Genomic DNA, 13,061 nt, shown 5'->3' on the forward strand with positions numbered 1-13,061 from the left:
ATGGCGTTGCTGCCGCCGCCAACGCAAGCGACGATGACATCGGGCAGCTTCCCTTCGCAGGCGAGAAACTGCTCTTTCGCCTCATCGCCAATGATGCGTTGAAACTCGCGCACCATTTTCGGGTACGGGTGCGGGCCGACCACCGAGCCGATCATGTAAAAATGGTCGTCGCAATGGGCGACCCAATAGCGAATCGCCTCGTTTGTCGCGTCTTTCAACGTCCGGTTGCCGCTTGAGACCGGCACCACTTCCGCGCCAAGCAGCTTCATGCGAAATACGTTCAACTCTTGCCGCTTGATGTCTTCCTCTCCCATAAAGACGATGCAGTCCATCCCGAAATGGGCCGCCACGGTCGCGGCCGCCACCCCATGTTGGCCGGCGCCGGTTTCCGCGATCAGCTTTTTCTTGCCCATCCGTTTCGCCAAAAGCGCCTGGCCGATGGCATTGTTGATTGTATGGGCGCCGGTATGGTTTAAATCTTCGCGCTTTAAATACATTTTCGCGCCGCCAAGCTGCCGTGTCAAATTCGGCGCGAACGTGAGCGGAGTCGGCCGCCCGGAGTAGTGCTGCAAAATGCGGATATATTCTTGTTTGAACGATTCGTCCGCCAGCGCTTTGTCAAGCTCTGCTTCGATTTCCTCAAGCGGAAGCATGAGCGTCTCCGGGATAAACTTGCCGCCGAAATCGCCAAACCGCCCATGTTCATTCGGAACGCGTTCCATCACTCATCCCCACCTTCTTGTTTCCAAACGTGAAACATGCTCCAACGTTGTCTGGGCATGTGTTCGCTGCGGTTTCGAAAACATCCTTTGTTTCTTTAGCCCAATATGTTATTTTTTCTTCAATCTGTTTCATCTTTTTCGGATCTTTGCGCCCGTCCGTTTCAATGCCGCTGCTGATATCGATGCCATCCGGGCGGTAGAGGAGCAGTCGCTCAATATTGTCCGGTGTGACGCCGCCGGCGATGAAGCAGGGCACGCCTTGGCGCGCCGCTTCTTCCAAATAGCGTGGCACCGCCTCCCAGTCGAACGCGACGCCGGTCCCGCCCCACAAGCCGGCGACGCGGCTGTCGACAACATAGCCATCAGCCACCCCAGCGTACTGCTTCATCGCCTCAAGCGCTCCATCGTCGTGATGGATCGCCTTCCAAACAGCGCGCCGTGTCACTTCTTTCACAGCAGCCACCTCATTTGGCGTCTCGCGGCCATGGCATTGGATGATATGAAGCGGCAATTCAGCAGTGACAGCGGCAATCTGCTCCGCCGCGGCATTGACAAACACCCCGACGAGCTGTTTGCCGCCAAGCGGCGCTGACGCCAGCCAGCGCTTCACCTCAGCAGGCGAGACGCGCCGCTTGCTGTCCGCAAAAATAAACCCGAGGTAGTCCGCCCCGCTTGCCAAGGCGGCCCGCACATCTTCGGCGGAGCGGTTGCCGCAATATTTAAGCCGGATCATGGCCGCCATCCTCCCCGAACAGCCGGTAGACAGCCCGCTCGACGTCCGCCTGGCGCATGAGCGACTCGCCGACGAGCATCGCCTGCGCCCCGTACGAGCGGACCGTTTCGACGTCGCGCCAAGAGCTGATCCCGCTTTCGCTGACGATAACGCATGACGGCGGAATAAGCGGCGCCAGCGCTTTTGTCGCCTCAAGCGCCGTCACAAACGTATGCAAGTCGCGGTTGTTAATGCCGATCACTTCCGGAGTGAACCGGTCAAGCAGCCGCTCGAGCGTCTCTTTTGCGTGCACTTCGACGAGGCATTCCAACCCGATGTCGTACGCCTCGCGGTAAAGCGCCTCGAGCGTTTCCGGCGCCAGCGCCTCGCCGATCAATAAAATCGCGTCAGCCCCGAGCCGGGCGCTTTCTTCCACTTGCCGGCGGTCGATGATGAAATCTTTGCGCAGCACCGGAATATCCACCGTTTCTTTCACAAGGCGCAAATAGCTGCGGTGTCCCTGGAAGTAACGTTCATCCGTCAACACGCTGATCGCATCGGCTCCGGCGCGCTCGTATGCTTTGGCGATGGCCGCCGGATCAAAATCGGCGCGAATGAGGTCTTTTGACGGCGACGCCTTTTTCACTTCAGCGATCAAACCGAGCGCCCGCCGCGGCCGCCGGAGCGCCGCGGCGAACGGCCGGCGCTTCGGCTCCGGCAGCGGTTCTGGCATGGTCAATGTTTCGAGTTCTTCCCGTTTGGTTGCCAAAATTTGCTCAAGCACCGTGGACCACTTCCTTTCGGCGCAGGCGCTGTAGCTGCTCGTACGCCGTTTTGACCAAAATGGCGTCTTTCGCCATCGCCACCCCAGCGGCGATCGTCTCCGCCTTGCCGGCTGCGTACAGCGCAACGCCGGCGTTGAGGGCGGTGATATCGATCGCGCTCGCCGGCGCCGTGCCGTCCATGACGGCTTCAAGCAGTGCGGCGCTTTCCTCCGAACTGCGCACTTGCACGTCAGCGAGCCCGCCGCGCCGCAGGCCGACGCTTTCCGGAGTGAGGACGAAACGGCGAATGTCACCGTCTTTCAGTTCCACAACATCCGTCTCAGCGGCGATGCTGCACTCATCGAGCCCGTCGCGGCCGGTGACAAACACCACGTGCTCAGAGCCGAGACGGCGCATCGTTTCCGCCAGCTTCTCGGCGTAGCGGGTCGAATAGACGCCGATAACTTGCCGCTTGCAACGCGCCGGATTGGCCAGCGGGCCGATCAAATTGAAGATCGTGCGAAACCCGATCTCTTTCCGCGGGCCGGCAGCATATTTCATCGCCGCATGATACAAGGGGGCGAACAAAAACGCCAACCCTTTTGTTTCGAGCGCCTGTTTGGCGGCCTCAGGCGACGCGGGAATGTCGATGCCGAGCCGCTCGAGCACATCGGCGCTTCCGCTTTTCGAGGAAACGGCGCGATTGCCGTGCTTGGCGACTTTGACCCCGAGCGACGAAACGACAATGGCCGCCGCTGTCGAGACGTTGAACGTCGCCGCCCCGTCGCCGCCCGTCCCGCACGTGTCGATGACGTCATCGCCGGCGTCGATCGTGGTCATCCGATCGCGCATCGCCCGCACAAACCCGGCGATCTCATCGACCGTCTCGCCGCGCACGCGCAAGATGGATACCAAACTCGCAATCTGGCTGTCCGTCGCCTCGCCGGACATCACGGCATTCATGGCTTCGTACGCTTCCGCTTCCGTCAATGTTTCCCCTTCCGCGCATTTGGAAAGCAACCGCTTTAACATACGATCTGTTCCCCTTTCGCAAATAATCGTTCCGCTTGTTCGATGGCGTAAATGAGGGCGCTCGCCTTGTTGCGCGTCTCTTTCCATTCAAGCTCCGGAACCGAGTCGGCGACAATGCCGGCGCCGGCCTGCACGTACGCATAACCGTCTTTAATGACCGCCGTCCGGATGGCGATGCACGAATCAATGCTGCCGTCAAAGCCGATGTACGCGATCGCTCCAGCGTACAATCCTCGGGCGGTCGGCTCGAGCTCCTGCAAGATTTGCATCGCCCGCACTTTGGGCGCCCCGCTCACCGTTCCAGCCGGAAAAGCAGCCAAGAGCGCGTCGATCGGGTGGATGTCGTCGTCAAGCACGCCGACGACTTTGGAAATTAAATGCATCACATGAGAGAACTTGCCGATTTCCATCAACACCGGCACCTCGACCGTTCCGTACTTCGCCACCCGGCCGATGTCATTGCGCGCCAAATCGACGAGCATATAATGCTCCGCCCGCTCTTTCGGGTCATGGTACAGCTCGTCGGCGAGCTTTTCATCCTCCGCCGGCGAGCGTCCGCGCCGCCTTGTTCCGGCGATCGGGTCGATCTCGGCGCGCCGGTTGCGCACTTGGATGAGCTTTTCCGGCGAACTACCGACAATTTCAATGCCGTCAAGCCGAAAATAAAACATGTACGGCGACGGGTTGATGTGGCGCAAGATGCGATAAATGGCGAACCCACCCGCTTGCACCGGGACGGAGAACCGCTGCGACAGCACCGCCTGAAATACATCGCCGGCCGCAATATACTGTTTCACCGCCTCGACGTCACGCAAAAATTGCTCTTTTTCGTAATTGGACGACGCTTTCGAGAACAAGGCGGCCCGCTCGGCCTCGTCTTCGGCCGGCAGCAGCGGCTGTTCGGCCCGGGGGCGCGACGCTTTCGCTGCCAGCGCGGCGATGCGTTCTTCGGCGGCTCGGTATATCGCGATTTTCTCCCGCATCGTTTCATGACCCTTCAACCGGATATAATGAATGAGAGACAGCTCGCGTTTTTCGTGATCAAAAGCGAACAGCGACTCGCAAAACACAAAATGCCCGGCTTTCATGGCTAGGTCGGGGGCACGATGGCGCGGCACCTTTTCAATGGCGGAAATGAAATCATAGCCTAAAAAGCCGACCGCGCCGCCCGTAAACGGCGCCGCTTCGGCGAGCGGCTTAACGCAAAGCGCCCGCTCGACCGCTTGAAACGCTTCTTTCAACGTCGACGCCGTCATTTGGACATTTCCGTTCTCGTCTTTGATCAAAAACGTTTCTCCTGTCTCGCTCTCAAGCGTCAAAAATGGGGCCACGCCGATAAACGAATAACGCGCCCATGGCGATTCGTCGTCTTTGCTTTCAAGCAGAAACACCGCTTCCTCGCGCAAATTGGCAAACACTTGCAACGGTTCGATGACATCGGCTAAAAATTTGCGCATGATCGGGATGGTGCGAAACTGGCGAGCATCCGCTAAAAAAGCGGCTAGCCGATCAATGGACATCCCTTTCTCCTCCCTTTCTGATTCATCGGGCGGAGAATGAGAGTTTATGAGGCGAAAATGGGGAAAGAAAACGCCCAAAGACCATCGTCTTTGGGCAGATGCAAGCGAAAGGGAACCAATGCTCACCTCAGCTAAACTCGCTCATTCTCATCTACCCTGCACTCGTTCTCAGCTCTTGCTCGGCTTCTGGCAGCCCGCCGGCGGCGGGCAAAGAAGTTATTTTAACTATATTACATTTCTGTTTTTTTTGTCAACGACAAATCCGGCCGCAGCATGGCTGCATCCTTTAAATAGACGTGGCAAATCTCATCTTGCCGTTTGTCTGTCTCCACCGTCATCATGACGCGGATGCAGCGCGGCAGCGAACCGGGCACTGGAATTTCTCGCGTGCACATGACAGGCACGTACGTCCAGCCGTCAAGGCGGCGCAAAGCTTGAGCCGGAAACGCAGCCGTGATGTCGTCAGTGACGGAAATGAGCACGAACGAAACGTCATGGGCGGCAACATCGTTGGCGCGGACCATTTCGCGCAGCAACGTTTCCGTTGCCGCTATAATTTCTCCGGCCTCGTTTCGCTCCACTGTAATCGCCCCGCGAATGCCGCGGATCATCGCTCTCCCCCCTGTCCAGCAAACTCGCACAGCCACGCGAGCAGCTTGTCATCTTCGAGTTCCACGACTTCCACATCGCCGATTTCACGCAAAAGAACCATCCGCACCGTCCCAGCGTACGCCTTTTTGTCGCCTTTCATTTTCTCGAGCAACCGGTGAGGCGCCAGCCCGTCGGGGAGCGAAACCGGAAAGCCGTACGCAGCGAACCATTCGGCAAAGCGGTGCTCGGCAAATGACCGGCCGTAAAGCCGCTCGCTGACCAAGATGGCAAACAGCATGCCGACCGCCACCGCCTCCCCATGGGTCAGCACGCCGTAGCCGAGCTCGCTCTCGAGCGCATGGCCGAGCGTATGGCCGAAATTCAAATGGGCGCGCACCCCGGTTTCTTTTTCATCTTCACGCACGACGGACGCCTTAATATCAATGCCCTTTTCAATGCAATAGGCGAGCTTGCCGCCCTGCAAGTCGGCGAGCGTCTTGATTTCTGCGCGCAGCCAGTCGTAAAAGCGGCGGTCGCGGATGAGCGCATGTTTGATCACCTCGGCAAATCCTGAACGGAGCTCGCGCTCAGGCAGCGTGCGCAAAAAGGCGGTATCATAGACGACCGCTTCCGGCTGGTGGAAAGCGCCGATCATATTTTTGCCAAGCGGATGATTGATGGCGACTTTGCCGCCGACGGCGCTGTCGTGGGCCAAAAGCGTCGTCGGCATTTGAATGTAGCGGATGCCGCGCATATAGGTGGCGGCCACAAATCCGGCCAAATCGCCAACGACGCCGCCGCCAAGCGCGACAATGAGCGAGCGGCGGTCAAGGCCGCACTGAAGAGCCGCCGTCTGGCAGGCGTAATAGTTGTCAAACGACTTCGCCGCCTCGCCGTTTGGAATGATGTAGGCATACACATCATAACCGGCAGCGGCAAGCGTGGCGCGCACTTCATCCAAATAAAGAGGCGCCACCACATCGTCGGTGATGATCAACATCTTCGTCCCCGGCGGGCAGGAGAGCGCCCGAAGCAGGCACGGCAACGCGCGGACCGCTCCGTCGCCTAAGAGGAGCGGGTATTGCTTCGTCGCCGTTTCAATCGTCCGTTCGATCATCGTTAAAACTCCTTTGCATAGCGGCGGGCGCGCTCGATGTTTTCTTTAATCAAATCGATCCGGTCTTGCCCGAACTGGCTGACGATCGCCGCCGCCACTTCCCAGGCGACGACCGCTTCGGCGACGACGCTCGCCGCCGGCACAGCGCAGCTGTCCGACCGCTCGATGCTTGCCGCAAACGGTTCTTTCGTGTCGATGTCGACGCTTTGCAGCGGTTTGTACAGCGTCGGAATCGGCTTCATTACACCGCGCACGACGATCGGCATTCCCGTCGTCACCCCGCCTTCAAAGCCGCCCGCCCGGTTCGTCCGGCGCGAAAAGCCTTGTTCCGGGCTCCAAATGATTTCGTCGTGCACTTCGCTTCCCGGGCGGCGCGCCGCTTCAAACCCGATCCCGAATTCGACGCCTTTAAAGGCGTTAATGCTGACGATCGCCGCCGCGATTTTCGCATCGAGCTTCCGGTCGTAATGAACGTAGCTGCCGACCCCGGCGGGAACGCCTTCGACAATCACTTCGACGATGCCGCCGATCGAATCACCGTTTTTCTTTGCCAAATCGATCGCTTCCATCATTTTTTGTCCCGCTTCCGGATCAAAACAGCGCACCGGCGACTCTTCTGTCACATTTTGCAATTCCTCCAGGGAGCGGTAATCAAGCTTCTCGGCGCGCACCCCGCCGATTTCGATGACATGCCCGGCGACGCGGATGCCCACTTCCTCCAAAATGCGCTTCGCCACCGCTCCGGCCGCCACGCGCACCGTCGTTTCCCTTGCCGATGAGCGTTCAAGCACATTGCGCATATCGCGATGTCCGTATTTCAGGGCGCCGTTTAAATCGGCATGACCCGGGCGCGGACGCGTCACTTTTCGTTTGATCTCCGTTTCATCATCGATCGGTTCAACGGCCATAATCGTTTGCCAATGTTTAAAATCACGGTTTTCCACAACCAGCGCAATCGGCGAGCCGAGCGTTTTCCCGTGCCGGACGCCGGCGGTGATATTCACCACGTCCTTTTCGATTTGCATGCGCCGCCCGCGCCCATACCCTTTTTGCCGGCGCGCCAGCTCCTTGTTGATATGCTCGGCGCGCAGCTCAAGCCCAGCCGGCACTCCTTCCAAAATCGCCGTCAATTGCGGCCCGTGCGACTCCCCTGCTGTCAAGTAGCGCATGTTTGTCTCTCCCTTCAGCTCTTTAACGCGTTTATGTAAAAATATATCATAAATTTGAAAAATGAAAATAGTTTCTGTAAAAAAAAGAGCGCGGCACCCGCTATTTTCTCCGATAAAAAAACGTCTCCTCGACTTCGAAACCGTATAAGGACGGGTTAAAAATTTGCTCCGTGCTCCCCACAAACAGCACGCCCCCGGGCCGGAGCGCATCATGAAATTTCCGATACAGCATCCGCTTCGCCTCTTCAGTGAAATAAATGAGCACGTTGCGGCAAACGATCAAATCCATGTTGCGCGGAAACGGATCCGCGAGCAAGTTGTGCTTTTGAAACTTGACCGTTTGTTTCAGCCTTTCGTCTATTTTATAATACTCGCCTTTTTTCGTAAAAAACTTTTTTCTCATTTCCTCGGGCAACTCTACAAGCGACCGTTCGCTGTACAAGCCGAGGCGCGCGCGGGCGAGCGCATTATCATCAATGTCGGTCGCCAACACCGACACGCGGTGAAGCGGCAATCGTTTTGCGAGCACCATCGCGAGCGTGTACGGCTCCTCGCCGGTTGAGCAGGCGGCGCTCCACACGTTCGGGCGCGGATGTTTCGTCAACAGCCGCGGCAAAATGACGCGTTCAAGCACCTCCCATCGTTTGGCGTTGCGATAAAACTCGGACACGTTGATCGTCATCCGATCAAGACATTCATGCCAGAGCGACAAGTCTTTTTCCATCGCTGCAAACAGCTCGGCAAAGCTCTTTAGCCCTTTTTTCATGTACAACGACGCCAAACGCCGCCTCATCTGGGCTTCCTTATATAGCGATAAGTCAATGCCGGTTTTTCGCTTCACTTTAGCAATGAATTGCGCATAATCGTCCATCTTCCCCTGTTCCTCTCTCCTGTCAATGTACAAAAACGGCAAAAACCGGCCGATGGGCGGCCGGTCTTTTTGTTAATAGAGCCATTCGTTCAACAATTTTGTATAGTTGAGAAGCTCTTCTTCTTTGAAAAACAGGTTGATCTCGCGTTCCGCGCTTTGCGGCGAATCGGAGCCGTGAATGACGTTTTTGCCGACCGTCAAGCCGAAGTCGCCGCGAATCGTGCCCGGTGCGGCTTCCTGCGGGTTCGTTTTCCCCATCATTTGCCGGGCGGCGGCGATTACATTTTCGCCCTCCCACACCATCGCAAACACCGGTCCGGATGTAATAAAGTCGACAAGCTCGCCGAAAAACGGACGCTCTTTATGTTCGGCATAGTGCTGCTCAGCCAGCTCGCGCGACACTTGCATCAGCTTCGCGCCAACAAGCTGGAAGCCTTTTTTCTCAAAGCGCGAAACAATTTCGCCGATCAAATTGCGCTGAACCCCGTCTGGCTTTACCATTAAAAATGTCCGTTCTGCCATTCATTCTCCCCCCCTACTGTCGTATGTACTAGGAAACGGATTCCCAACCACCATAGTATCATTGTTTCGCGCCATTAGCAACAACGTCCTTGAAAGCGTTAATAATCCCTTTCCCCGATGTAAAGGGCGAGGTCGCGCAACAGGCCGCGCGCCTCATTCATCGGCAGTCCGTCAAGAAGGTGAAGCGCCTTGTCAAGGTAACGGTCGCTTAACGCATACGACCGCTCAATGGCGTCCGTCCGCTTAATGGCGGAAATGACCGCCGCCATTTCCGCAACGTCCGTTTCCGGACCGACAGCTGCAATGGCCGCCTTCACCCGCTCATCGCTCAAGGCATACAGCACAGGAAGGGTGACGTTTCCTTGTAGCAAGTCGCTTCCGGCCGGTTTGCCGAGCTGTTCCTCCGTCCCAGTGAAATCGAGAATGTCGTCGGTAATTTGAAACGACATGCCGACATAATGGCCGAACCAGTACAGCCGCTTCACAATCGGCTCCGGCGCGCCGGCAGCGAGGGCGCCAAGCTGGCAGCTCGCGGCGATGAGCAGCGCCGTTTTCCGACGGATGCGCCGCAAATACGTGCGCAGCGGCTGATCAAACCGGTACTTGTCTTTAATTTGCTCAATTTCCCCGCGGCACACTTCCACGATCGTTTTCGCCAACACTTGATGGGCGCGCGGGTTGCCGAGCTCCGCCATCCGTTCGAGCGAGCGGGCAAACAAATAATCCCCTGTGTACATGGCGAACCGGTTGCTCCATTTCGCCTTGATCGTCGGCCGGCCGCGGCGCAAATCGGCGTCGTCGATCACATCGTCGTGGACGAGCGAAGCCATATGAATGAGCTCGAGCGCAACGGCAACATGCTTCATCCGCTCAAGGTCATATTGGCCGAAGCGGGCGGCAAGCAAGACAAAAACGGGACGGATCCGCTTTCCGCCCGCCTGCAACAGATGGAGCGCCGCTTCCCCAAGCGGCCCGTATTCCGACTGAACCGCCCGCTCAAGCTCCTCTTCGACCGCCGCTAAATCATCGCTTAAAAACGAATACATCGCCTTTAACTTCATGTTGTTCACCTTAACTCACCGTTTATAGCCCAAGTGCATCGCCGCCACGCCAAACGTGTACGGTTTGACCTCGACATCGACAAAACCGGCGGCGCGGAACATCTCGGCCAGCTCGTCCCGCCCCGGAAACTCGCGCGCCGATTCCTGCAGCCACGAGTACTCCTCATAGCTTTTCGCCAGCAGCTTGCCAAATAGCGGCATAATAAACCGGAAGTAAAAATAGTAAAGCTGGCGAAACCCGAACAGCGTCGGCTGCGACGTTTCCAGGCAGACGGTTATGCCGCCCGGCTTCGTCACCCGGTGCATTTCCTTAAGCACGGTCATATAGTCAGGGACGTTGCGCAAACCGAAGCCGATCGTCACATAATCGAACGAATTGTCAGGAAACGGCAGCTGCATCGCATTGCCGTGAATGAGCTTCACATTATGCAACCCGCGCGCTTTTACCTTCTGTTCGCCGACTTTCAGCATGTTTTCGCTGAAATCAAGGCCGTACACTTTCCCTTCCGGACCGACCGCCTCCGCCAAGGCGATCGTCCAGTCAGCCGTCCCACAGCACACATCGAGCGCTTTTTTGCCTTTTTGCACATTCATCCGCCGCATCACGTCTTTGCGCCACTTCAAGTGGCGGCGGAAGCTGATGACGGAGTTCATCCGGTCATAATGCGCAGAAATGTTTTCAAATACGCGATGGACTCGCTCTTCTTTCGATTGATGCATCGTTCTACCCTTCTTCCACCGTCTTTTTGGCGATGGCTTGAAACCCGCCGGAAAGCTCGGCCACGCGGAGCTGCAGCAGGCCGTTGACCGGCAGTTTCGCCGCAAACAGCGCCTCCCGGCAGCCGTCGATATAGCGGCGGCAAAAGCGGAGCAAATGCCGCTTTTGCTCTTTCGTCAACGTTTTCGCGCGCGGGAACGCGATTTGCGCCATTTGCTCAAAGAGCACCGAAGCTCCCGTGCGGATGAACGCTTCCTGCTCGAGCAGCAGACGCCGCATCAGCAAATACGAATAGGCAAACTGCCCCCACTGCGGCGCCGCCATGCGGTCGGCGAGCTTGACAAGCAACGCCGATTCGATCGTGCCGACCGCCGCAAACAACGACTCGATCCGCTCTACTTTTTTTTCGTAAAGCCGCACTTTTTGCTCGTTAATATCGCGGACCGCCTCGGCGAACGAGCGGATGAGCGCCGTTTCGCCCGAACGCGCCAACAACTCATAGTACAGCCCGCTGTACAAGTCGCCGGCCAGGACGACAAGCTGCCGCGCCCGCAAGTCGCCGCCGTCATCTGTCACCTCATCGTGGGTATCAAGGGCGATCTGCATGAGCATCATGGCGATGATGCACCGCTCCGCCTCACTCGGCGCCGTTGAAGCGCCATCGAGCATTGACAGCGAGAGCAGCAGGCGATCTTCATCGATCGCCGGCGCCGGCAAATGCTCGCGCAAATATGGGTGATGGAGCAGCTGCTCAATTTGTTCTTTCAATGACGCCAATTTCACCGTGATGTCATCCACATGAACCACCCTTGTCCCCGAAAATATCCGCACCACCATAACGGACTCATTATAACATAATTTTGTCGAAAACGCTCTAGTTTGCTAGACATTTGCCAACTTACTTTTTCCCTTCCGACTCAATGACGCCATGGCGCGTTTGAATATACGCCTTGCCTCTCACTTTAATCGCCGACGTGTGCTCTGTAAACTGGGCGATCAACACTTCGCCTTTATCGAGCTTTTCCGAGTGATGGAACCGTGTATCCGCCCCGCGCGTCAATCCAATGACGTTCACTCCGTCTTCAAGCGCTTTAATGACAACAAAGTCGCTGTTCGTATACATCCTTTCCCCCTCCTTATGCTTTAATGAGCGAAAGCACTTCCGAACGGGCGGCAACATCCGTTTCAAACACGCCGCGCACTGCCGTTGTCACCGTTTTCGCCCCCGGCTTTTTCACGCCGCGCATCGTCATGCACATATGTTCCGCCTCGACGACGACCATCACCCCGTGCGGTTCGAGCGCTTCGACGATCGAATCGGCGACTGTCGCCGTAATGCGCTCCTGTAGCTGCGGGCGGCGCGCCACCGCTTCGACCGCCCGGGCGAGCTTGCTTAGCCCGGTTACTTTTCCTTCCCGTGGGATGTAGGCGACGTGGGCAACGCCGAAAAACGGCACTAAATGGTGCTCGCACATCGAGTAAAACGGAATATCTTTAACGAGCACAAGCTCCTCATGTTCCTCGCTGAATACGGTTTGAAAATGCTCCTTGGGGTCTTCGTGCAGTCCGGCGAACACCTCGGCGTACATTTTCGCCACTCGTTTCGGCGTGTCGACAAGCCCCTCACGGTTTGGGTCTTCCCCAATCGCTTCCAAAATCAAGCGGACTGCATATTCAATTTGCGCAAAATTGATCTCCGGCATGCAAACAACATCCTCCTGCATTAGAAAAACTGCATGTAATCCGATTCTAACATAGAGAGCAAAAAAAAACAAAAAAGAAGGGCGGTGCAACACCAGCCCTTTCCTCCTAGCTCCTGCCTCAGCTATGTAGGCTTATTTTACGGCATCTTTTAACGCTTTACCCGGTTTGAATGCAGGAACTTTGCTCGCCGGAATTTCCATTTCTTCGCCCGTTTGCGGGTTGCGTCCTTTCCGGGCAGCGCGCTCGCGCACTTCAAAGTTCCCAAAGCCGATTAATTGCACTTTATCGCCTTTTCGCAACGCTTCTGTAATCGAGTCAAATACCGCATCAACGGCTTTTGTTGCATCTTTTTTGGAAAGACCGCTTGTTTCGGCTACCGCGTTGATCAATTCCGTCTTGTTCATGTCATTCACCTCCTCCCAAGGAGCTGTTCTTGTTTACTACCATTTGTGCACACTTTTCTGCTTTTCTATACATAGACGTTGACGGCTTCGGCGGCGAAAAGGCCGGCGCATGAAAGGCGTCGCACCGGTGCAGCCAATGATTCTGCCTTCGTTC

Annotated in this window: 15 protein-coding genes and 1 pseudogene; all 16 read right to left on the reverse strand. The window is 56.9% G+C overall.

Translation table 11 applies throughout. The features are described 5' to 3' along the window. A partial coding sequence (locus IKE44_RS07235) for a tryptophan synthase subunit beta (RefSeq protein ID WP_287465460.1) occupies nt 1–722 on the reverse strand: 722 nt, incomplete at its 3' end. Between the two features lie 109 nt (nt 723–831). Beyond that, nucleotides 832–1,455 (reverse strand): annotated as a pseudogene (locus IKE44_RS07240) (phosphoribosylanthranilate isomerase); the annotation flags it as partial. Further along, a complete protein-coding gene (gene trpC / locus IKE44_RS07245; RefSeq protein ID WP_049624822.1) occupies nt 1,442–2,218 on the reverse strand; it encodes an indole-3-glycerol phosphate synthase TrpC in 777 nt (258 codons plus the stop codon). The pseudogene IKE44_RS07240 and the gene trpC, both read right to left, overlap by 14 nt. Then, on the reverse strand, nt 2,211–3,230 hold the full coding sequence (gene trpD / locus IKE44_RS07250; RefSeq protein WP_049624821.1) for an anthranilate phosphoribosyltransferase: 1,020 nt from the start codon (nt 3,228–3,230) through the stop codon (nt 2,211–2,213). Before trpD ends, trpC begins: the two co-directional genes overlap by 8 nt. Continuing rightward, entirely contained in the window at nt 3,224–4,750 is a 1,527-nt protein-coding gene (gene trpE, locus IKE44_RS07255; RefSeq protein ID WP_049624820.1) for an anthranilate synthase component I, read from the reverse strand. The genes trpD and trpE overlap by 7 nt, the downstream gene beginning before the upstream one ends. A 230-nt stretch (nt 4,751–4,980) precedes the next feature. Further along, the gene (aroH, locus tag IKE44_RS07260) at nt 4,981–5,361 is read right to left on the reverse strand and encodes a chorismate mutase (protein ID WP_033010070.1); all 381 of its coding nucleotides are present in this window, start codon (nt 5,359–5,361) and stop codon (nt 4,981–4,983) included. Beyond that, nucleotides 5,358–6,458: a 3-dehydroquinate synthase gene (gene aroB / locus IKE44_RS07265; protein WP_033014002.1), complete on the reverse strand. Its 1,101-nt coding sequence runs from the start codon at nt 6,456–6,458 to the stop codon at nt 5,358–5,360. Before aroB ends, aroH begins: the two co-directional genes overlap by 4 nt. Nucleotides 6,459–6,460: 2 nt before the next feature. Further along, nucleotides 6,461–7,627: a chorismate synthase gene (gene aroC, locus IKE44_RS07270; protein ID WP_033014001.1), complete on the reverse strand. Its 1,167-nt coding sequence runs from the start codon at nt 7,625–7,627 to the stop codon at nt 6,461–6,463. Nucleotides 7,628–7,727: 100 nt separating this feature from the next. Next, nucleotides 7,728–8,498 (reverse strand): CheR family methyltransferase, encoded by a 771-nt coding sequence (locus IKE44_RS07275; protein ID WP_287465464.1) that lies wholly within the window; start codon nt 8,496–8,498, stop codon nt 7,728–7,730. A 72-nt stretch (nt 8,499–8,570) separates the two neighbouring features. After that, entirely contained in the window at nt 8,571–9,020 is a 450-nt protein-coding gene (gene ndk, locus IKE44_RS07280) for a nucleoside-diphosphate kinase (protein ID WP_033013999.1), read from the reverse strand. Nucleotides 9,021–9,118: 98 nt separating this feature from the next. Further along, complete coding sequence (gene hepT, locus IKE44_RS07285; protein ID WP_287465466.1) at nt 9,119–10,081, reverse strand: heptaprenyl diphosphate synthase component II; 963 nt, start codon at nt 10,079–10,081, stop codon at nt 9,119–9,121. Nucleotides 10,082–10,096: 15 nt separating this feature from the next. Then, nucleotides 10,097–10,801 carry a demethylmenaquinone methyltransferase gene (gene menG / locus IKE44_RS07290; protein WP_033013998.1) on the reverse strand — a complete coding sequence of 235 codons (705 nt, stop codon included), beginning with the start codon at nt 10,799–10,801 and terminating at the stop codon, nt 10,097–10,099. Nucleotides 10,802–10,805: 4 nt separating this feature from the next. Beyond that, the gene (locus IKE44_RS07295; protein ID WP_049624818.1) at nt 10,806–11,636 is read right to left on the reverse strand and encodes a heptaprenyl diphosphate synthase component 1; all 831 of its coding nucleotides are present in this window, start codon (nt 11,634–11,636) and stop codon (nt 10,806–10,808) included. A gap of 61 nt (nt 11,637–11,697) precedes the next feature. Then, nucleotides 11,698–11,922: a trp RNA-binding attenuation protein MtrB gene (gene mtrB / locus IKE44_RS07300; protein WP_033013997.1), complete on the reverse strand. Its 225-nt coding sequence runs from the start codon at nt 11,920–11,922 to the stop codon at nt 11,698–11,700. 13 nt (nt 11,923–11,935) lie between these two features. Then, the gene (gene folE / locus IKE44_RS07305; RefSeq protein WP_033013996.1) at nt 11,936–12,502 is read right to left on the reverse strand and encodes a GTP cyclohydrolase I FolE; all 567 of its coding nucleotides are present in this window, start codon (nt 12,500–12,502) and stop codon (nt 11,936–11,938) included. 132 nt (nt 12,503–12,634) lie between these two features. After that, on the reverse strand, nt 12,635–12,907 hold the full coding sequence (locus IKE44_RS07310) for an HU family DNA-binding protein (RefSeq protein ID WP_008879623.1): 273 nt from the start codon (nt 12,905–12,907) through the stop codon (nt 12,635–12,637). Nucleotides 12,908–13,061: the final 154 nt, after the last annotated feature.

The organism is Geobacillus sp. (genome assembly GCF_017515625.1).
Classification (GTDB): Bacteria; Bacillota; Bacilli; order Bacillales; family Anoxybacillaceae; genus Geobacillus; species Geobacillus stearothermophilus.